Origin of the sequence: Hydrogenovibrio kuenenii DSM 12350, assembly GCF_000526715.1 — a bacterium.
Lineage (GTDB): Bacteria > Pseudomonadota > Gammaproteobacteria > Thiomicrospirales > Thiomicrospiraceae > Hydrogenovibrio > Hydrogenovibrio kuenenii.
Map to the genome: position 1 here is coordinate 2,345,337 of NZ_JAGP01000001.1, position 19,027 is coordinate 2,364,363.

At 43.0% G+C, this 19,027-nt stretch carries 22 protein-coding genes; 17 read left to right on the top strand and 5 right to left on the bottom strand.

Annotated features, from left to right (window positions below; translation table 11 throughout):
- The first annotated feature begins 50 nt into the window (after positions 1-50).
- Positions 51-854, top strand: a complete 804-nt coding sequence (locus N745_RS0111010) for a MipA/OmpV family protein (protein ID WP_024852183.1) — start codon at positions 51-53, stop codon at positions 852-854.
- A gap of 14 nt (positions 855-868) precedes the next feature.
- On the opposite strand, the gene N745_RS0111015 is transcribed toward N745_RS0111010, so the two are convergent.
- From N745_RS0111015 to hemF, 3 genes are read right to left on the bottom strand one after another with little or no spacing between them, the layout of a single operon-like run.
- Complete coding sequence (locus N745_RS0111015) at positions 869-2,773, bottom strand: TIGR00341 family protein (protein ID WP_024852184.1); 1,905 nt, start codon at positions 2,771-2,773, stop codon at positions 869-871.
- Between the two features lie 49 nt (positions 2,774-2,822).
- Positions 2,823-3,209 (bottom strand): RNA-binding S4 domain-containing protein, encoded by a 387-nt coding sequence (locus N745_RS0111020; protein ID WP_024852185.1) that lies wholly within the window; start codon positions 3,207-3,209, stop codon positions 2,823-2,825.
- Positions 3,210-3,211: 2 nt separating this feature from the next.
- The gene (gene hemF / locus N745_RS0111025) at positions 3,212-4,147 is read right to left on the bottom strand and encodes an oxygen-dependent coproporphyrinogen oxidase (protein ID WP_024852186.1); all 936 of its coding nucleotides are present in this window, start codon (positions 4,145-4,147) and stop codon (positions 3,212-3,214) included.
- A 112-nt stretch (positions 4,148-4,259) separates the two neighbouring features.
- On the opposite strand from hemF, the gene N745_RS0111030 reads away from it, so the two are divergent.
- Positions 4,260-5,090 carry a M48 family metallopeptidase gene (locus tag N745_RS0111030; RefSeq protein ID WP_024852187.1) on the top strand — a complete coding sequence of 277 codons (831 nt, stop codon included), beginning with the start codon at positions 4,260-4,262 and terminating at the stop codon, positions 5,088-5,090.
- On the opposite strand, the gene N745_RS0111035 is transcribed toward N745_RS0111030, so the two are convergent.
- The gene (locus N745_RS0111035; protein ID WP_084657368.1) at positions 5,087-5,713 is read right to left on the bottom strand and encodes an L-threonylcarbamoyladenylate synthase; all 627 of its coding nucleotides are present in this window, start codon (positions 5,711-5,713) and stop codon (positions 5,087-5,089) included. The two genes, N745_RS0111030 and N745_RS0111035, sit on opposite strands and share 4 nt — an antisense overlap.
- Before the next feature lie 107 nt (positions 5,714-5,820).
- Here N745_RS0111035 and N745_RS12395 point away from each other — a divergent pair, with 107 nt between their 5' ends.
- Complete coding sequence (locus N745_RS12395; protein WP_157833766.1) at positions 5,821-7,140, top strand: diguanylate cyclase; 1,320 nt, start codon at positions 5,821-5,823, stop codon at positions 7,138-7,140.
- 42 nt (positions 7,141-7,182) lie between these two features.
- Here the strand turns inward: N745_RS12395 and N745_RS0111045 are convergent, their stop codons facing one another.
- Positions 7,183-7,509: a carboxymuconolactone decarboxylase family protein gene (locus N745_RS0111045; RefSeq protein ID WP_024852190.1), complete on the bottom strand. Its 327-nt coding sequence runs from the start codon at positions 7,507-7,509 to the stop codon at positions 7,183-7,185.
- A 263-nt stretch (positions 7,510-7,772) separates the two neighbouring features.
- Here N745_RS0111045 and N745_RS0111050 point away from each other — a divergent pair, with 263 nt between their 5' ends.
- The 14 genes from N745_RS0111050 (at position 7,773) to N745_RS0111115 (ending at position 19,007) form a co-directional block, all read left to right on the top strand.
- A complete protein-coding gene (locus N745_RS0111050) occupies positions 7,773-8,123 on the top strand; it encodes a DUF3147 family protein (protein WP_024852191.1) in 351 nt (116 codons plus the stop codon).
- A gap of 17 nt (positions 8,124-8,140) precedes the next feature.
- Complete coding sequence (locus N745_RS12065; protein ID WP_024852192.1) at positions 8,141-9,256, top strand: polysaccharide deacetylase family protein; 1,116 nt, start codon at positions 8,141-8,143, stop codon at positions 9,254-9,256.
- A 29-nt stretch (positions 9,257-9,285) separates the two neighbouring features.
- Complete coding sequence (locus N745_RS0111060) at positions 9,286-9,906, top strand: LysE family translocator (RefSeq protein ID WP_024852193.1); 621 nt, start codon at positions 9,286-9,288, stop codon at positions 9,904-9,906.
- A gap of 21 nt (positions 9,907-9,927) precedes the next feature.
- Entirely contained in the window at positions 9,928-11,325 is a 1,398-nt protein-coding gene (locus tag N745_RS0111065; protein WP_024852194.1) for an MBL fold metallo-hydrolase RNA specificity domain-containing protein, read from the top strand.
- Between the two features lie 27 nt (positions 11,326-11,352).
- Complete coding sequence (locus tag N745_RS0111070) at positions 11,353-11,577, top strand: LapA family protein (protein WP_024852195.1); 225 nt, start codon at positions 11,353-11,355, stop codon at positions 11,575-11,577.
- 22 nt (positions 11,578-11,599) lie between these two features.
- Entirely contained in the window at positions 11,600-12,316 is a 717-nt protein-coding gene (locus N745_RS0111075; protein ID WP_211239105.1) for a VIT1/CCC1 transporter family protein, read from the top strand.
- A 54-nt stretch (positions 12,317-12,370) separates the two neighbouring features.
- A complete protein-coding gene (locus tag N745_RS0111080) occupies positions 12,371-12,985 on the top strand; it encodes a cytochrome b/b6 domain-containing protein (protein WP_024852197.1) in 615 nt (204 codons plus the stop codon).
- Positions 12,978-13,448: a GNAT family N-acetyltransferase gene (locus tag N745_RS0111085; protein ID WP_211239106.1), complete on the top strand. Its 471-nt coding sequence runs from the start codon at positions 12,978-12,980 to the stop codon at positions 13,446-13,448. Before N745_RS0111080 ends, N745_RS0111085 begins: the two co-directional genes overlap by 8 nt.
- 163 nt (positions 13,449-13,611) lie before the next feature.
- Positions 13,612-14,604, top strand: a complete 993-nt coding sequence (locus tag N745_RS0111090; RefSeq protein ID WP_024852199.1) for a phospholipase A — start codon at positions 13,612-13,614, stop codon at positions 14,602-14,604.
- Between the two features lie 142 nt (positions 14,605-14,746).
- Positions 14,747-15,307, top strand: coding sequence for an NADPH-dependent FMN reductase (locus N745_RS0111095; RefSeq protein ID WP_024852200.1), 561 nt, complete (start codon positions 14,747-14,749; stop codon positions 15,305-15,307).
- A gap of 9 nt (positions 15,308-15,316) precedes the next feature.
- The gene (locus N745_RS0111100; protein ID WP_024852201.1) at positions 15,317-16,666 is read left to right on the top strand and encodes an MFS transporter; all 1,350 of its coding nucleotides are present in this window, start codon (positions 15,317-15,319) and stop codon (positions 16,664-16,666) included.
- A 175-nt stretch (positions 16,667-16,841) separates the two neighbouring features.
- On the top strand, positions 16,842-17,735 hold the full coding sequence (locus N745_RS0111105; protein WP_024852202.1) for a patatin-like phospholipase family protein: 894 nt from the start codon (positions 16,842-16,844) through the stop codon (positions 17,733-17,735).
- Positions 17,736-17,852: 117 nt separating this feature from the next.
- Positions 17,853-18,233, top strand: a complete 381-nt coding sequence (locus N745_RS0111110) for a hypothetical protein (protein WP_024852203.1) — start codon at positions 17,853-17,855, stop codon at positions 18,231-18,233.
- A gap of 135 nt (positions 18,234-18,368) precedes the next feature.
- Entirely contained in the window at positions 18,369-19,007 is a 639-nt protein-coding gene (locus tag N745_RS0111115) for a MarC family protein (RefSeq protein WP_024852204.1), read from the top strand.
- Positions 19,008-19,027 lie beyond the last annotated feature (20 nt).

Below are 19,027 nucleotides of genomic sequence, written 5' to 3' on the forward strand. Positions count from 1 at the left end.
CCAACTTATTGATAAAAAAGAGAATCAACTTTCTTCTCTGGGGAGTTAGCTTGTCTTTTTTAAACTTCGATACCGCTTTCGCGAAACAGACTTTACCCAAATGGGAAATCGGGGTTGGTCCGGGTTTGCTTTCCTATGCGGATTATCCAGGGTCAAAAGAGCAAAATAATCTGATCTTGCCTTTTCCTTATATCACTTATAGGGGGAAAGACTTTGAAATAGACCAAAGAGAAGTTAAAAAACCCATGTATGAAATGGGCAGAACAGAACTGGATTTAAGCTTATCCGGCACTGTTCCCGTATCCAGTAAGGACAACCAAGCACGTAAAGGCATGGACAATCTCGATGCATCGCTTGGTTTGGGACCAGTGGTACGCTATCAACTTTATCACCATGATCTCAACCAATTTAAATTTGAGTGGCCGGTAAGATGGGTTATTGCGACTGATTTTCGCTCTTTGCATGAAGAGGGTTTTATTTCAAAGCCTGGTTTCTATTACTACTTTCGTAAAAGCTATACACCGCGGCAACGCATTAAAATCACGCTTGGCACTACGGCAAATTTCGCTACTGCAAAAACCAACAACTATTTTTATGGGGTGAAAGCATCGGAAGCCACCTCAACCAGAAGTGCTTATCGAGCAACTGGAGGTTTTACGGGTTTTGGTTATGTTGCTCGAGTTAACTGGCATTTAAACGACTTTTGGCTCGGTGCCTTTTATCGATTCACCGATTTATCACAGTCTGTATTTCATGACAGTCCATTAATCGAAACAACTAAAGCAGAAACTTTTGGTTTTGCCGTCACCTGGAATTTCTTTACCTCGAAAGAAACCGTCGAGGCTTTGGAATAGGCTACCCAACAAACTTAACGCTTCACAGCTAAAGTAGCTTCCAATGAAATCGCATGGCCTAGCTTCTGTTCCATCTGCTTTTTAATGCGATCTATATCTCCACTCGATAAGGTTTTATGAGACACCAACGTCACACCGACAAAATCTGGGTTGTCGCCAGAAACATCCCGTACCTTAACATTTCTTACCTCAACGCCATCCACCGTCCATCCTTCCAATGCGTAGACCATGCGCTGTTCCAATACCATCTTGTGGAAAGAAACCCCTAAAGGAATGCTCACCAAAATACCGAAGAGAAAGATGAGTATCATGCCTTTCTTCGCCAAACGGAAAGGGCTGTATCCCATCAATAAAAAGGTCAATGCCGCTGCAAGGATAATGCCGACCAAGTTGGTGACAAACAACAAAAATGCACCATAAAATACCGCAAAATCATGCCAACCTATCCCAATACCAGACACAGCTAAAGGCGGCACCAAAGCCACCGCTATCGCCACACCGGCCATACTTTTGGCAACTTCTGAACGTGCATTCGCATAAGCACCGGCAATGCCCGAAAAAATAGCGACCGCTAAATCTAAAATTGTCGGACTTAAACGCGTACTAATTTCATGGTTCATCGCATGCAAAGGGGTCAACAAGGTCAAAACCGTACCAAAACCTAGCGCCAATAAAATCCCAGTTACGAGCGTCTTACTACTCGTAATCAAGATATCACTATCTTGCCGCAACAAACCCATTGAGAAAGAAATAATCGGTGCCATCAAAGGCGCAAGGATCATCGCACCGATAATCACTGGCGCAGAATTTGCAAATAACCCAACCGTAGCCAAAAGCGTGGACAACACCATCAATACTAAGAACGTCTCTGACAACTTCGCATTTTCTTTTAACGTCACGAAGGTTTCTTTAACTTCTTCGAGATCCGTATGGTGAATCCACGGTAAAGGATATTTCACCAATTCTTCCACGGCTTGACCTTTTGGCAAGCCAGATACCCGTAATGACTCTTTTAAATCACCTTGGTTGTTCTTTTCCGGCAATGCCTTAGTCAAAAGCTTTAAAGCATTAGGCCGAACTTCTATCTCTAGTTTTTCTGCTGCTTGCATTTCACCGTTTAGATAAAAATCTAACTGCTGGCTTCCACTCACCGTTAGCTTGTCAGTCTTCACTGCACCAAGATAGCTTGGCAGACTATTGCTCTTTTTTGGCTTTGGAAAAATACGACCAATCAGAAAACGTACAACCTCCGAGATGCTTCTAGGCGCAAGAACGATGGCATTTAACATAGGTTCATCTTGTGGCATTTCGTCAACAATAGACTTAGTGAAATCACTATCCGAAGGACGATAAACCACGGCTACGCCCAAGGCTGCTGTGTTAATTGTGTTCTGCTTAGCAGTTTCTAAACAATAAGGATTGAGGTGAGCGTGACTGAGATTAAACGTCAAAATAAATAGGTTTTTTATTTTACTGAAAAAACCCAAATCAACTTGAGCTGCCGGTGCCATGGTTTCACGATTACCTAACATCACAGAACCAAAAACCAATTGGCCGTTACAAGTCATTAAATCTGCCAGGCAGGCCTCGTTAGTTGCAGCTTGAATATCAGCCAAAGCATCCGGTAACTTTTTATGGATGGGAAAAGTACGATAGAAACGAAGCATCTCAGGATGAGGCAAAAAACCGACCTGCCAGCTCTGCTCCGCCGCTAAAGATAAAAGCTTACCGAGCTGTACGTCACCTAGCCAGGTTAAAATGCGTGAGTCTTCAGCAAAAGAAAAATCGGGAGACGCTTCTGCTTGTAAAGGTTGTAATTCGACATCCCAATCCGCTAAAGAAGGCAAAATCGTTTCTTCAAATTCCGCTTGTTTATCGGCATCAAAAACGACTGTATAGTTGCATGCTTGTTCAGCCACTTCGCCTCCTCATTGACTGTCATTCGACATAGGTATAGATTACGCTAAATCAAAACCCTTTACTGAAATCTTCAATTTTTCGACGATCTCGCTTAGTAGGCCGCCCTGCGCCTTTATCCCGATAACCCACCAAAGCCATATCTGCCGTTGGTTTACGCTGGTTCAACTCTTCTTTATCTAACTGATAAAGTTTTTCAGCGGTTTCTGCATTGCCACGCTTGTCAGACAATTCCAATACGGTCACTTCAACCTGACGATGTGCTTGCGTTATACTCAGGCAATCACCGACAACCAAGGTTTTACTTGGCTTCGGTTTTTGGCCGTTTAACACGACCTTTCCACCTTTAATCGCTTCCAATGCCGAACCACGCGTCTTAAAAAAACGCGCAGCCCAGAGCCATTTATCAACGCGAAGTTTATCAAGTGGTTCTGTCAAAGCTATACCCAGTTTCTTGGTGTTAAGTATTCGTACAGTTGCGCTTCTTCTGTGCCTGGCTCTGGGTGATAGTTATACTTCCAAGTCACTAAGGGTGGCATTGACATCAGAATTGATTCCGTACGCCCGCCAGTTTGTAGCCCGAAAATCGTGCCACGGTCAAATGCCAGGTTGAACTCAGCATAACGTCCACGACGGAACAACTGAAAATCACGCTGTCTTTCGCCATATTCTTTACCTTTTTTGCCCGCCATAATCGGACGATAAGCCTTGATGTAATGGTTACCGACAGATTGCATGAACGCAAAACACTTATCAAAACCCCAACCGTAAGTATCTGAATTCAAATCATCAAAGAATAAACCGCCAACGCCACGTGTTTCATCACGATGCTTCAGGTAAAAATACTCGTCACACCATTTTTTATAAGCAGGATAAATCTCTTCACCAAACGGATCACAAGCATTTTTAGACTCTTGATGCCAATGCACCGCGTCCACTTCATCCAAATAATAAGGCGTTAAATCAAAGCCACCGCCAAACCACCAAACTGGTGCTTCTCCTTCTTTTTCAGCAACAAAAAAACGTACGTTTGCATGTGAAGTCGGTACATAAGGGTTACGAGGGTGAATCACCAAAGACACCCCCAGTGCTTGAAAAGAACGTCCTGCCAATTCTGGACGATGTGCCGTTGCCGAAGCAGGCAACGTCTTGCCGCGAACATGAGAGAAATTCACACCACCTTTTTCAATCACATTTCCGTTTTCCAATACACGTGTGCGTCCGCCGCCAGTTAATCCCATCGCGCCCTCAGCACCTTCTCTTTCCCATTCATCAATAATGAACTCTTGGCCGTCTTCTTCACTTAATTGTTGGCAAATATCAGCCTGAAGGTTTAATAAATACTCTTTTACAGCATCAATATTGATTTCGGACATGCTTACTCCATTGCGTCATTTAATGACACCTATTTTATAGAAAACATCATGATTGTTTTTTAAAATATCCTTTAGACTTACTTACTCCAACTTTTACCTTAAAACCAGACACATGATTTCAACCAATACGACTCAGCCAGCTAAAATTATTTTTTCACTCGTGATGTTTGCCTTGCTTGCAAGCTGCACCAGCAATGTGACAAAAAAAGGCACCGTTGGCGTAGAACGCAGCCAAATGATGCTGGTTTCCGAATCGGAAATGGAACAGGGTGCTGATAAAGCCTATGCTGACATCCTGGCAAAAGCCAAGAAAGAAAATAAACTCAACAATAACCCTGCTGAGTTAAAACGCCTAAGAGCTATCGCCAACCGGCTCATTCCTCAAACCAAAGTATTTCGTGATGATGCGCCCAGCTGGCATTGGGAAGTCAATTTAATTCAATCAAAAGAGCTCAATGCCTGGTGTATGCCAGGGGGCAAGATTGCTTTTTACAGTGCGATTATCGACAAGCTGCATTTAACCGATGATGAAATTGCCGCCATTATGGGGCATGAAATCTCTCATGCATTACGCGAGCATGGACGTGAAAGAGCCTCGGAAGCTATGGTTGGGCAAGCAGGATTGACCGCGCTTAGTTTAATTACGGGAATTCAGGGCCCAGCACTGGATGCCAGCAACATGGTCATGCAAGCTACCTTTATCCTGCCTAATAGTCGTACCCATGAACAAGAAGCAGACCGCATGGGCGTTGAACTTGCCGCTCGTGCTGGCTACAACCCTTATGCCGCAGTAAAGGTGTGGAAGAAAATGAGTGAGATCTCCAAAAATGCGCCGCCGGAAATCCTCAGTACACACCCCTCAAATGCTTCACGCATTAAAGATCTTGAACACTACGCTAAGCTAGTGGAACCGCTTTACTTAAAAGCAAAGCAGCACTCTTAACGCAACCTGACCATGGTTTGTGCATCCCAGATTTGAGAGGGCTCGGAGAGACCACTTAAGCTGCCTTCAAGAATGGGAATATCGGGAAAGGTTTCATGACAAATTTCACGGCTTTTTATCGGGGGTTGACCGCTAAGATTCGCACTGGTGGAAACCAAAGGCATGTCCAAAGCTTCACACAAGGCTTTCACTTGCGGATGATGCGTAACACGAATGGCGACGGTATCTCGCCCACCGGTAACCCATTCAGGTACGACACTGGTAGCTGGCAAAATCCAGGTGGTCGGTCTTAACGCAGATTCCCAAGCATTGAGTACACTTTGAGTCCAAGGCTGGTAGAAAATTTCGGCGAGAGATTTAACTTGTTGCACATTAGCAGCAATCAGTATCACGCCTTTTTCAAGTGGACGCTGTTTCAAATCAAGCAGTTTTTCAAAGGCCCGCTGATTAAATGGATCGCAGCCTAAACCATACACCCCTTCGGTTGGATAAGCGATTACCTCACCTGCTTTGATGTAGTCAACCGCTTGTTCTAAATGAATGTTTTTAACGTCGTTCAATGATGTTGTCTCAAATATTTGTCGCCATTTTATCGGAATTGTCAGCAAAAATCCGTGTTCCATCTAATCTAATGATTTTATTCTCATTTCCTACTAAAAGGCTTGGTTGTTATATTCATAAAGTTTATTTAATATGGGAAGTTAAATCATTATTATCTCAAACACAAAAGATGACTGAATCGACTTTAACCACTAACGATGACAATCTACCCAAAGTAAGCACTCTGCTGCCTAAATGGGTATATAACCAATGGCTAATTTTGGTGGCGTTTTTGTTTTCAGTTGCTTTGGTCGGGGTACTGGCATTATCAGTACAACGATTAACGGAAAGCACCATTAATGATGCTGCGAAAATCGTCGATCTTCAGTATGAAAAGCTGCACAACTTGCTAAACCTTCACCTTTTCGGAGAAAAACGTACAGTCAATTTAAGCCTGATTCTCTTACAAGATGATGCTTTTGAGCAAGATAAGGCGTTAATGAATTTTTATAAAAATGGTAAAGACTATACAACCTACCGAGATAATCTAACCAGGCTCATAAAAAACAACGCGCGAGAATCCGAGTGGTTACAGCAAATCAGTGATATGGCGAAAATAACTGGGCCACTTCAAAATCACATTGCCGCTTTAGCAATGAATGATCAAAAGGAACAAGGCATCGCCCTCCTGACACAAGAAGTTATTCCGCAATTCAATGCCTTTAGTCAGAAAGTGAATGAGTTTTCTTTATACCAGTCTCTAGATACCAAACGCCTTATTTCAGAAGCCAAACAACAAGTTGATCAAATGATGCGTACCATTATTATGATTGCTTTACTGATTATAGCCATCAGTAGCACGATTGCATTTGTGATTGGGCGCAAGTTTTTACGCATGAACCGAAGCTTGGTACTGGCCAATGAAACATTAGAGAAAAAGGTAAATGCTAGAACACAAAGCCTTTACGAGACGAAAGAAGCGTTATTAGAAAAAAACCGGATTCTAGAAGAGTTGTCGATTACCGATCCTCTGACACAACTCTATAACCGCCTGAAAATGGAAAGTTTGCTTGAAGCCTATCAGCAAGATTTTGAACAAAACGGTACTGCTTTTAGCCTGCTGTTAATCGATTTGGATTTCTTTAAATCAATCAATGATACCTTTGGTCACAATCAAGGTGACCAGGTTCTTATAGAATTATCCGCTTGCCTCAAACTCTTTTTTACTGAAAAAGCGCACCTTGGTCGCTGGGGTGGCGAAGAATTTATTGTTCTGCTTGAAGATAGTGATGTGAGTACGGCTGAGCAAACAAGCGAAGCTTTTCGTAAACTGATAGAAGACCATGAATTTTCTATAAGCAAGCCACTAACCGTCAGTATTGGTGTTGCCGCCATTGAACCTAATGAACCGATTGCAGAGTTTATCCACCGTGCAGATATGGCACTTTATAGTGCTAAGCATCAGGGTCGAAATCGCGTTCGCGCATCTCAACAAAGACGCTTGCTATAAGACAGTTGATAACCAACTGTCTTATATTCTCACTGAGAGTGGTTACGAGAAATATTTGTCCAGTTCTTCATAGACCACTTCAAGATACATTAGCTTGGGACCTCCGCCCATAATAACCGCCATCATTGCTGACTCTAAAATTTCTTCCTTTGTCGCTTTGGCATCAACACAATCTTTGATATGAACAGCAATACACCAGCTGCACTGAAAAGCGACAGCCAATGACAATAACATCAGATGTTTAGTCTTTGCCTCTAACGCACCTGGTTTTTCTGCCGCTTCAATAAAAGCCATAAAACTGCCGGTAGCCTGCGGCATATCTTTTATCAAACGTTGTATTGTCGCGCCTGCTTCTTGTAACTTCTCCATTTTATCCTCCTAAGATAATGAGAAATAAATAAACCCTTCAAATAACATCATACGCCTGTCTAAAATGAAAATAAATTATTGTTTTTTAAATAAAATTAAAGTTTTATTACCCAGTTAAAGTTTAATCAAATAACTCACTTCTTACCCAGCCTGACAGATTTTCATGTCCTATTTCAGGAATGGAGTAAAATCAATTCATTCATATCAATTCGCTAAGCTGGTTACCTTTTTGTCTAGCTTTACATATCAAGGAAAGGACTCCTATGATTTACTACGTCATAAAAGTCGTTCTTACTGCAATCTTAATCGTGGCCATTGCAGAAACCGCAAAACGTAGCACGCTATTTGGTGCGTTGATTGCCTCTCTGCCTGTGCTTTCAATTCTGGCAATGTTCTGGTTATATTACGATACCCATGACCTACAAAGAATTTCAGCACTATCAACTCAAATTATTTGGTTGGTGATTCCTTCTTTCATTTTTTTCATCGCCCTACCAATCCTATTAAAAAATGGCTTTCATTTTTATCTCAGTGCGCTAATATCCATATTGATGACCAGCGTAGGTTATCTGTTGATGATTCTGCTTTTAAAGCAAATAGGCATCAAAATTTAACGGGAAGTAATTAATTCATGACATACGGCAATCGTTTCGCGCACAAATTCAGTCAATGGAGACAAAACTGGCTCTCAATATGGTTTATACCGACTATTTTTATCTTGTTATTCAGTTTTGCACCGCCCAATATAGCCGCCGAAACGGAAGTCTCATCTAATTCTGACGGCAGTGCCGTCATTTTGCTTTATCATCGTTTTGGCGAAGACAAACTTCCTAGTACCAGTATTCGGCTTGATCAGTTTGATGCGCAACTTGACTACCTTGCACAAAACCATTTTCACGTTTGGTCTTTGTCGCAATTAATCACTGCACTTAAAAATCATTCCCCCATTCCAGACAAAACCGTGGTGCTTACCGTTGATGATGCCTGGGAAAGTGTTTATATAAACGCCTATCCAAGGCTAAAAGCGCGTGGTTGGCCGTTAACGGTTTTTGTTAATACAAATCCGGTCGATAAAGGCTACAAGTCAAATATGACCTGGGCACAAATGCGCGAAATGCAACAGCACGGCGTGGAATTTGCCAACCACTCACAAACGCATGATTTCTTGATTCAAACTGACCAAGAAAGCTTAGATGCATGGCGTCAGCGAGTAGAAAATGACATCACTGGCGCACAACAGCGTTTACAGGAAGAGCTTGGTTCCGATACCAATAAAATGAAGCTCTTCTCTTATCCCTATGGAGAGTTTTCCAAACCCCTTGCTCAATTAGTTAACAAAATGGGCTATACGGCTGTGGTACAAAATTCTGGTGCCGTTGGCTATGATTCAGACATGAGAGCTTTAATGCGCTTTCCAATGAGCGAAACCTATGGTGACTTGGAGTCCTTTATCCTCAAGATTAACACCCAAGTGTTACCCGTAACGCATTACGAACCTTTTGACCCTGAAGTGAAACAAAACCCACCAAAATTAACCCTGCATTTCGCTACACCACAAAAAGGAATACAATGTTTTAATCATAAAGGGGAACGTCTCGAGCTCCACTGGGAAACCCCTCTAACCTTAGTCATCGAAGACAAAATGAAACTGTCGCCGCCAAGAGATAGGTACGCTTGTACTCAGCAAACATCTAATGGTAGGTGGCGCTGGTTCAGTCATTCGTGGATTATTAAGGATGAACGTTAATGCCTTTTATCATCAGTTGAATAAGCGATATGGAAACGGAAGTCTTACTCTCATTTATCGGCATTACAGTTTTAATTGCACTGTCACCCGGGCCGGATAATCTCTATGTGTTGATGCAGTCAGTACTTCATGGTCATACTGCTGGTATTTGGGTAACGCTGGGTTTATGCACTGGCTTGATTGTACACACAACGGCTGTTTCACTTGGGCTCGCCGCAATACTACAAAGTTCAGTGATGGCTTTTACACTATTGAAAATAGTGGGCGCACTTTACCTGCTATATCTAGCATGGCAAGCCTTCAAAGCCGGCAGTCTCCATTTACACAAACAGAATACGCCAGTACTTAAGCCTTGGCAGCTTTATCGCCGCGGGGTGCTGATGAATATCTCCAACCCGAAAGTATCACTCTTTTTTCTAGCGTTTTTACCGCAGTTCATTTCCGTACAAACAGGCCATATTACCCAGCAAATCTGGTTGATGGGGCTGATGATCATTTTCGTTACTTTCATTGTTTTCAGCAGCATCGCGCTTTTGTCGGGTAAACTAAAAATATTAAATACATCTGCCAAAGCGCAACGCATACTTCACCGTATCACTGCGATTATTTTTGTAGGCTTAGCAATAAAGCTGCTCTCTAGCCAACCTTAATGCTTTAAGCAAGGAGGAATTATGACCCCTATTCAATCTTTTGGTGCTGCAGAAACCGTCACAGGATCGTGCCATCTACTACAGCTCAAAAATGGACCCAAAATCTTGATTGATTGCGGCATGTTCCAAGGCCACACCGATCATGACAACTCTGACCCTTTTGGCTTTGACCCGAAAGAAGTCGATATTTTGCTCATCACTCACGCTCATCTTGACCATGTCGGACGTATTCCAAAACTGGTCAAAGAAGGTTTTGATGGCCGCATTATCAGCTTACGCGCCACAATGGAATTGGCGGAAGTCATTCTGCTCGACAGTGCCAAAATCATGCAAGAAGATTACAAAACACACTACAAAAAAGCACAACGTAGAGGCGAAGAGGAAAAAGTTCACCTGCCTTTATATGACTTAGATGATGCAAGAGATGTGTTCGATTTAAACATTCAGTACGCTGAATACGACAAACCGATTTCCATGGGAAAAAACCTGCATGCAACCTTCCGTAATGCAGGACATATTTTAGGATCGGCTACCATTCAAATTGATTTTGAAGAAGAAGGTGTCATGAAAACCGTAGTTTTCTCTGGCGACTTGGGTAATCAAAAAGATTTGATTCTGCAATCTCCTGAATACGTCAAAAAGGCCGATGCGCTTTATATCGAATCTACCTATGGTGACCGAAATCACCGTTCGTTAGACGCCAGTATTGAAGAGTTCAAAAAAGCAGTTAAAGATACGCTCATTAATCAAGGCAACGTCATTATTCCGTCTTTCGCCGTTGAACGAACTCAGGAACTTCTTTTACTGCTCAAACAAATGTATTACGACAAAGAACTGCCTACTTGCAAAATCTTTTTAGACTCCCCGATGGCGATTCGAGCCACGCGAATTTACAGCCAGTATGTTCAAGAACTCAATGAAGTCGCCAATGACTTCCTAGAAAGAGACGGATCTGTATTTGACTTTCCTTATCTTGAATACACGCTGAAAGGCGAAGATTCAATGAAAATAAATGATGAAGAAAGCGGCTGTATTATTATCGCGGGTAGTGGCATGTGTACTGGTGGCCGAATTTTACACCACTTCAAACACAGACTATGGAATCCCCGTAATAGTGTGATATTCGTCGGTTATCAAGCGGTAGGCACACTGGGCAGATTGATGGTAGATGGTGCCGAATCGATTCGAATCTACCGTGAAGAAATCAAAGTCAACGCAAAAATCTATATGATTAACGGATTTTCTGCTCATGCCGATCAACAAGAATTACTAGCGTGGATGGGGCAATTCGAGCAACTAGATAAGGTATTTCTCATCCATGGCGAACGGGATAAACAGGAAGTTTTCAAAACCGCTATTGAAGACAAACTGCACAAAACGGTGCACATCGTTGAACATGCAGAAGGTGTCTGGATTTAAGCAGTAGTTGAAACAAAGAGAAGCTTGATGAAAAAAATACATTCTATCAGCTCAATTATCGTCATCATATTGGTCGCGATTTTTGCACTGCAAAACACATCAATAGTTGAAGTTAAACTGCTATTTTGGGGATTCTCCGCACAAATTGCGCTTTTAGTGGTGATTCTAATTGGGTTAGGTTTTATACTTGGCGTACTGTTTTCAGGCTTCTCAAAACACAAAGAAAAAGACGAAGCCAACCATTCAGAATAATTTTTAGTCAGGAGCAACAGCCATGTCCCATTTTACCGAAGAAATGCTGGATGAGCATTTAGCCGATAAACACTACAGCCACCGAATGGGTTGGCTTCGTGCCGCTGTATTAGGGGCAAATGATGGCATTATTTCCGTAGTCAGTATTCTGGTGGGGGTTATTGCTGCGGGTACCGACAAAGACCATATCATTCTGGTCGGAACCGCTGCCTTGGTGGCAGGTGCACTTTCCATGGCCGCAGGAGAATATGTTTCCGTCAGCTCTCAGTCCGATACTGAAAAAGCTGACTTGGAAATAGAACGCCAAGCGTTAGAGGACGACTGGGAAACCGAACATGCCGAACTGGCAATGATTTACCAGCAAAGAGGCGTGAGCCCGGAAACCGCAGACCAAGTAGCGAAAGAGCTGATGGAGCACGATGCATTGGGCGCTCATGCTAAAGATGAACTCGGGCTGTCGGAAATTCATACGGCAAGGCCACTACAAGCAGCCTTTGCTTCTGCCGCTTCTTTTGTCTCTGGGGCAGGGATTCCGGTCATTCTGGTTTCTATTTTACCGATGCAAAACCTAGGTTATATTGTTGCCGCCAGCTCTTTAGTACTACTTGCACTATTAGGAGCAATTGCCGCTAAAACTGGTGGTGCCAATATGATGAAAGGCGGTGTTCGTATGTTGGTCTGGGGTGCATTAGCAATGGCGCTTACCACCTATGTTGGTTTAATGTTTGGCGCAGGTTAGACGGGGTTCGAGCTCTGCAGTTCGGAGATCACATAATAAATAGGAGAAACAATCATGCCGCATCAAATCAAAGTATGGGATATTGCGGTTCGTAGCTTTCATTGGCTGCTAGTTGCATTCTTCTTTATCGCCTACCTAACAGGGGATGACAGTGTTATCCATGCCTACGCCGGCTATGTAGTATTGGCTCTGGTCGCATTTCGCCTGATTTGGGGGATAATCGGCACCCGTTATGCCCGTTTTTCGAACTTCGTTTACAGCAAACAAACCGTTAAAACCTATGTTCGCTCCATTCTAGATTTCCGCCCTATTCATTATATTGGCCATAACCCTTTAGGCGGCTGGATGGTTATTTTCCTACTGATCTTTTTGCTGTTAACCTCTTGGACCGGGCTTGAAGCTTATGCTGCTGAGGGCAAGGGACCACTTGCAGCTCTTTCACTTGATTTAAATCCTATCGGCATCGCATGGGCTGATAGTGATCATAACGGTCACAGTCTTTGGGAAAGTGTTCATGAATTTTTTGCCAACTTCACTCTGTTTCTCGTTTTTGTTCACATCGCCGGCGTACTCTTCTCAAGCGTGATTCACGGTGAAAACTTGATTAAATCAATGATTACCGGCGAAAAAACGCTCTCCGAAAAAGAGACATCAAATACTGATGACTGAAGCCATCCAAATTCGATCCGCTGAATTATCTGACATAAATGCATTGAATCGACTATTGGCTTCGCTTTTTCAACAGGAAGATGAGTTTACGCCAAGTTTAGAATCACAGACCCAAGGCCTCACCGAGATTTTGCACCACCCAGAAATGGGACAGATTTTGGTTTCATGTGAAACAAGTACGCCGGAGCAAAACATCATAGGCATGGTCAGTCTATTGTTTACCATTTCCACCGCTTTAGGCGGAAAAGTAGCGCTATTGGAAGACATGATTGTAAGTGAGAATTATCGTAAACAGGGCATTGGTTCTGCATTAATTCAGTCCGCCATTGATGAGGCCAAACGCCATGATTGCAAGAGAATCACGCTACTAACTGACAACCACAATACAGCAGCGCAGGTGTTTTACGAAAAACATGGCTTTCAGGCTTCGCCAATGCGACCTTATCGTCTATTACTGGAATAAATCATTCATTCAAACACACCCCCTGCCTGACAGATTTTACTCACTTTAGCATTGCGACACTTACCACAAGTTAAACCCTGCCTTAACGTAAGGCCCATGCTTTGATTGCGTTATAAAGCAATTCAATTTATGCTGTCATCAGGTTTCTGTTTAGGATAAAAAAATGCTTAAAACCACTTGGTTAATTGCAACCTTGACACCTCTTATGAGTTTAAGTGTCTTGGCAGAAACGCCTTTGCCGAAATATGATGCCGAATGCATACAGAAAGCACTTGAAGATCAAGCTCCCAACACGACCTTACAGCAACTGCGTGACCAATGTGTTCTCGATCAAGCTGCGTTAGAGCAAGGGAAAACTGCACTTAATGCTCGATTGCTATCTGAAAAAAGTACAAAATACGATCCCTTCACAATCCAACCCTATCGACCCAATTACTTAATCATTGGTTCCTATAACTTCGCCGGCACCAATGAACACCCTTTTCAACAAGCGACTTTGCCACAAGCAACTCACTTCGAACCCTATGAAGCCAAATTTCAAATCAGCCTAAAAATTCCCATCGCGGACGATCTGTTTGGCATTGGCGACCACTTGTATATCGGTTATACCAATCGCTCTTTTTGGCAGGCCTATAGCCACAACATTTCTGCCCCCTTTCGTGAAACCAATCACGAACCCGAAGTGTGGATGAGTTTTGACAATAAAATGGAGATTTTTGGTTGGCGTAATCGTTTGATCGATGTTGGCTTGAGCCATCAATCGAATGGGCGATCTGATCCTTTGTCTCGATCTTGGAACCGCATCTACACCAGATTGATGTTTACTAAAGACAACTCGACCTTTTCCATTAAACCTTGGATTCGCGTGCCTGAAGCTGCTTCAAACGACGATAATCCAAATATCTCGCATTATATGGGCAATATCGAATTTACCTTCACCAGCAAGCTTGAAAAACATCATTTTAAAATCATGGTACGAGACAACTTCAGTGAAACTGACAATAAGGGCGCGTTTGAGCTGGGCTACAGTTACCCGGTACACCGTAATATGAAAGCTTATATTCAATGGTTCTCAGGTTATGGCGAAAGCTTGATCGATTACAATTATCGCAATAATAGCATCGGCATTGGGGTGCAATTTAGTGGCTGGAGTTAGCGTTACTTGTGAATTAGGTCACTAATCAGACTAACCCAGCCTGGCAGATTTTACATTGCCATCCATCATTTGCATTGCACGCCATTCGGCGTACAATCTTTCATACCACTAATCAGCATTTTGCTTGAAGGAGGGTATTCTGATGGAAGACTTAAAGATTCTTGGTTTGTGCGGTAGTCTGCGTAAAAAGTCGACTAATATGGGATTGTTGCGTTATGCAAAAGAACACCTCCCAGAAGGTATGACTCTCGAAATTGCCGACTTATCCCATGTCCCCTTTTATAACGAAGACATTAAAGACAAACCTCCAGCAGTAGAAATGCTTTTTCAACAAATGTCAGAAGCTGATGGGTTTTTATTTGCCTGCCCTGAGTACAACTACTCCATTGCACCAGCTTTAAAAAATGCCATAGACTGGGCTTCTAGAGAACCAAACAACCTTTTACTATCAGACAAACCTGCTGCAATTATGGGATCGGGTGGTGGAATGGGCACCTCCCGTGCGCAATATCATTTGCGCCAAGTTTGCGTGTTCGTCAATCTTCACGTTCTCAATCGCCCGGAAGTCTTTTGCAATGCATTTGCCGATACCTTCAATGAAAAAAGCGAACTGGTAGACACACGGATTCAACAGTTGATTGAACAACAACTAATGGCCCTCAAAGCTTTTGCCCAAAAATGGCAAAGGGATTCTTCAAATTAAGGAAAAATAGTGAGTACATCTGAAAACTCTCGTGTTAACCAGCTATATAACATGATTCACGGTGATGAAGATGCTCGCGCCTGTAAAGATATACCTGAGTCGGCGTGCCATGATCAACCCAAAAACTTTTTTGCTTATTTGGTTGCCAATAGTCTCGGTAAAATAGCCGATGAACTTGCCAGTGCAAAACTGATCTTACCCTGGTTACTGGGTGTACTCGGTGCGCCCGCTATTTTTGCCGGTTTTTTGGTTCCGATACGCGAATCAGGTATCTTACTACCACAATTGATGGTGGCAGCAGCCGTACGTCACCTTCCCGTTCGTAAAGGCGTTTGGTTATTAGGCGCTGCCTTATCGGCATTGGCATTACTGGGCATGGCAATCACTGCTTATACCGCCAGCGGTGCAACTGCTGGCTGGGCCATCATTATCGCACTCATTGTTTTCAGTTTAGCGAGAGGCCTTTGCTCGGTATCTGCTAAAGATGTACTTGGCAAAACGATTTCTAAAGGAAAACGCGGCGTATTAATGGGGTATAGCGCCAGTTTCGCCGGGCTTTTTATCTTAGCTATCGGTGCCATAATCGAAATGCTGAGTGAAAAATCCACCAACTCTTCGCAACTATTACTCTCCATTTTACTTGGCTTGGGTGCGATGCTTTGGGTGGTTGCTTTTATCAGCTTTAACCGTATTAACGAGCAACCTGGCGCAACGGAAGGCGGCAAAAATGCTTTAACTGCTGCGTTACATAGTTTTTCTCTACTCAAAACAGATACGCCTTTTCGGCAATATGTCATTGCCCGCACGTTATTCTTAAGTATTGCGCTGGTGCCCCCTTTCTATGTGTTGTTGGCACAATCTTACAGTGAAGACGCTTTAAGTGGCTTGGGGATGTTGATTATCGCGGGTGGCATTGCCAGTAGTCTGAGCGCACCGCTCTGGGGAAAAATGTCGGATAAATCCAGCCGAAAAGTCATGATCCTCGCTGCTTCCTTAGCTGGCTTACTCGGTGTTTTGTTATTTGCTCTTGTAGAAGAAAAGTCCAGTTTGCTAACGCATCCTCTAACTCATGCCGTGTTCTTTATGGCGATTACGTTGTTTCACAGTGGTATTCGTTTAGGGCGAAAAGTCTATTTGGTCGATTTATCTAATGGTGAAAACCGTGCTATGTATGTCGCTTTGAGTAATACTTTAATCGGGATTTTCATGCTTTTGGCTGGTACTATTGGTTTATTGGCTGACATATGGTCTATTCAAAGTGTGATTTTGTTACTCAGTCTTATTGCTATCGCTAGCGCTGTTTGGACTTGGCGTTTACCAGAAGTGAGTTTAACCACTACAACAGAACCCTCAAAATAATTTAGGTAAAACGTATGCCTTTTAATATTCCCGTTGAAACGAAAACTGCGATGACTGTAAGAGACCTTGTACTTTCATCACATAGGCGTTGGGCTAATGCAAGGGTATTTCTTTGCCAAACCCGGCTATGAGCCTTTGCCCAGTGTGGATTTCAGTCAATTAAATTAAAAACAATATGCCAAACAATTCTCACAAAAAAACCATATCACTAGTCTTAGGCAGCGGTGGAGCCAGGGGGCTTGCTCATATCGGTATTATTCGATGGCTGGATGAGCACGGCTATCAAATCACTTCCATTTCCGGGTGTTCTATCGGCGCTCTCATTGGCGGCATTTATGCCATGAATAAACTGGATGATTTCGAGCAATGGGTATGCGCCATTCGGAGAATGGACATTGTCAAACTACTTGATATTTCCTGGCAAAAGAACGGTTTGGTCAAAGGCGATAAAATCATCAACTCACTAATTGATTTGGTTGGGAATCAGTTGATTGAAGAACTTCCCATCAACTTCACTGCTGTCGCGACCGATATTCAAAACCAAAAGGAAGTCTGGTTAACGTCAGGTAAACTCTTTGATGCCATTCGCGCTTCCATTTCGCTTCCTCTATTTTTCACGCCTGTACACCGCAATGGAATCAATTTGATTGATGGCGGTGTGTTAAACCCTGTGCCCATCGCTCCAACTTTTGGTGATGCAACAGATATCACTATCGCGGTTAATTTGAATGGCACCATACAAGTCTCGCAAGAAAAACCGCAAGAAAACCTCGTTGAACCCAATCCCTTTTATGAAAAAATTCGCCATTTCATCGATCAGTTTAGTGGATCAGAAAAAGCATTAGAACAACCAGATTGGGGCATGTATGACATTGCAAACCAAGCTTTTGATGCCATGCAAACCGCGATTTCTCGTCAAAAATTAGCTGCTTATCCACCAGATTACTTAATTGAGATTGCTGGTAATGCTTGCGGTACGCTGGAATTTGAAAGGGCAAAAGAAATGATTGCGTTGGGCTATCAAATGGCAGACCAACAATTAACCGAACTAATCACTAACGAATCCTAATAAATATATTTAATTCGTATTAACCAAACATTCGGCGTCTAATAAAGCTACAGGATGTTGTAATCAATCCGCATCCGAAAGAATTTAAGTAAAGCTCATTTAGTTAAGGAGTTTATCATGATAAAACAGACGCTACTTGTTTCGGCCTTGGCCTGTACCTTCTCAGTGTTTTCAGCTAACGCTTTTGCAGCACCGCCTCCACCGCCACCAGTTTATGGCGGTCAGCTTATGACTCAACAAGAAAGGAACGCATACAGAACCAAAATGCAATCTGCGCAAACACAGGAAGAGAGAAATCAAATCCGCAATGAGCATCATAAACAGATGCAAGAACGCGCTAAAGCACAAGGCATCACTTTGCCAGATAACCCACCTGAAAATCGTGGTCCTGGTAATAGAATGAGACCTGGTTCAGGCATGGGTCCTGGCGGTGGAATGGGGCCAGGCATGATGAGACCTGGTGGTGGAATGGGCCCAGGCGGAGGCCCAAATCGTTAATTCAAAACACTTCACGCTAATCCCTAGGCAGTTTCCAAAAGAAGCTGTCTAGGTTTAAAACCTCAATCACTCCTCACCTTTAATCTCTAACGTCTTTTCGTATAATAAAGCCTACTTAACATGTGGGGATTCCTAGTGCTAGATTCTGTTTTTTTACACTTATTGACCGTTTTTATGGGGTTTTTCGCCATTATGAATCCCATTGCCAACACCCCCATTTTCTTAAGCTTGACCGCTGATGACTCTGAATCCACTACACGTAAAATCGCCTTTCGTAGTCTTATGCTGGCATTCTTCATCGTTGTCCTGTTTGCAATACTTGGTAAACTGATTTTCCAAGTTTTTGGCATCAGTCTGCCTGCATTCCAAATCACTGGTGGCTTGATTGTCTTACTGATTGGTTATCACATGCTGCAGGGGAATGCTTCTAGCGTGCACAGCCTTAATGAAAGCGATCAACAAAGTGCAATTGAATCCAAACTAAGTGTCGCAGTGTCGCCCTTGGCAATGCCTCTACTTGCTGGCCCAGGAACCATTGCCACGGCAATGAATTTTTCTGCCAGTGGTAGCCCGCTTGAAATGTTGGTAACGATTGGCGCGTTTGCCGCTCTGTGCGTACTGACTTATTTTATTTTTATTTTCGGTGAGCGATTCGTCACTTTTATCGGTGCCGGTGCCTTAAGCGTGATTACACGGATGATGGGGCTCATTCTTGCAGTGATTGGTGTACAGATGTTGATTGGCGGTATTCATGCCGCCTTTCCTGTCAACTAATGCTCTTACCCCAGCCTGGC

What these genes read in the sequence shown, in the direction of transcription:
- N745_RS0111110 (WP_024852203.1), top strand. Translation starts at nt 17,853, where the DNA reads ATGATAAAACAGACGCTACTTGTTTCGGCCTTGGCCTGTACCTTCTCA.
- N745_RS0111045 (WP_024852190.1), bottom strand. Translation starts at nt 7,509, where the DNA reads ATGGAGAAGTTACAAGAAGCAGGCGCGACAATACAACGTTTGATAAAA.
- N745_RS0111035 (WP_084657368.1), bottom strand. Translation starts at nt 5,713, where the DNA reads ATGGAACACGGATTTTTGCTGACAATTCCGATAAAATGGCGACAAATA.
- N745_RS0111075 (WP_211239105.1), top strand. Translation starts at nt 11,600, where the DNA reads ATGTCCCATTTTACCGAAGAAATGCTGGATGAGCATTTAGCCGATAAA.
- N745_RS0111095 (WP_024852200.1), top strand. Translation starts at nt 14,747, where the DNA reads ATGGAAGACTTAAAGATTCTTGGTTTGTGCGGTAGTCTGCGTAAAAAG.
- N745_RS12065 (WP_024852192.1), top strand. Translation starts at nt 8,141, where the DNA reads ATGACATACGGCAATCGTTTCGCGCACAAATTCAGTCAATGGAGACAA.
- N745_RS12395 (WP_157833766.1), top strand. Translation starts at nt 5,821, where the DNA reads ATGACTGAATCGACTTTAACCACTAACGATGACAATCTACCCAAAGTA.
- N745_RS0111080 (WP_024852197.1), top strand. Translation starts at nt 12,371, where the DNA reads ATGCCGCATCAAATCAAAGTATGGGATATTGCGGTTCGTAGCTTTCAT.
- N745_RS0111060 (WP_024852193.1), top strand. Translation starts at nt 9,286, where the DNA reads ATGGAAACGGAAGTCTTACTCTCATTTATCGGCATTACAGTTTTAATT.
- N745_RS0111050 (WP_024852191.1), top strand. Translation starts at nt 7,773, where the DNA reads ATGATTTACTACGTCATAAAAGTCGTTCTTACTGCAATCTTAATCGTG.
- N745_RS0111070 (WP_024852195.1), top strand. Translation starts at nt 11,353, where the DNA reads ATGAAAAAAATACATTCTATCAGCTCAATTATCGTCATCATATTGGTC.
- N745_RS0111065 (WP_024852194.1), top strand. Translation starts at nt 9,928, where the DNA reads ATGACCCCTATTCAATCTTTTGGTGCTGCAGAAACCGTCACAGGATCG.
- N745_RS0111030 (WP_024852187.1), top strand. Translation starts at nt 4,260, where the DNA reads ATGATTTCAACCAATACGACTCAGCCAGCTAAAATTATTTTTTCACTC.
- N745_RS0111085 (WP_211239106.1), top strand. Translation starts at nt 12,978, where the DNA reads ATGACTGAAGCCATCCAAATTCGATCCGCTGAATTATCTGACATAAAT.
- N745_RS0111090 (WP_024852199.1), top strand. Translation starts at nt 13,612, where the DNA reads ATGCTTAAAACCACTTGGTTAATTGCAACCTTGACACCTCTTATGAGT.
- hemF (WP_024852186.1), bottom strand. Translation starts at nt 4,147, where the DNA reads ATGTCCGAAATCAATATTGATGCTGTAAAAGAGTATTTATTAAACCTT.
- N745_RS0111105 (WP_024852202.1), top strand. Translation starts at nt 16,842, where the DNA reads ATGCCAAACAATTCTCACAAAAAAACCATATCACTAGTCTTAGGCAGC.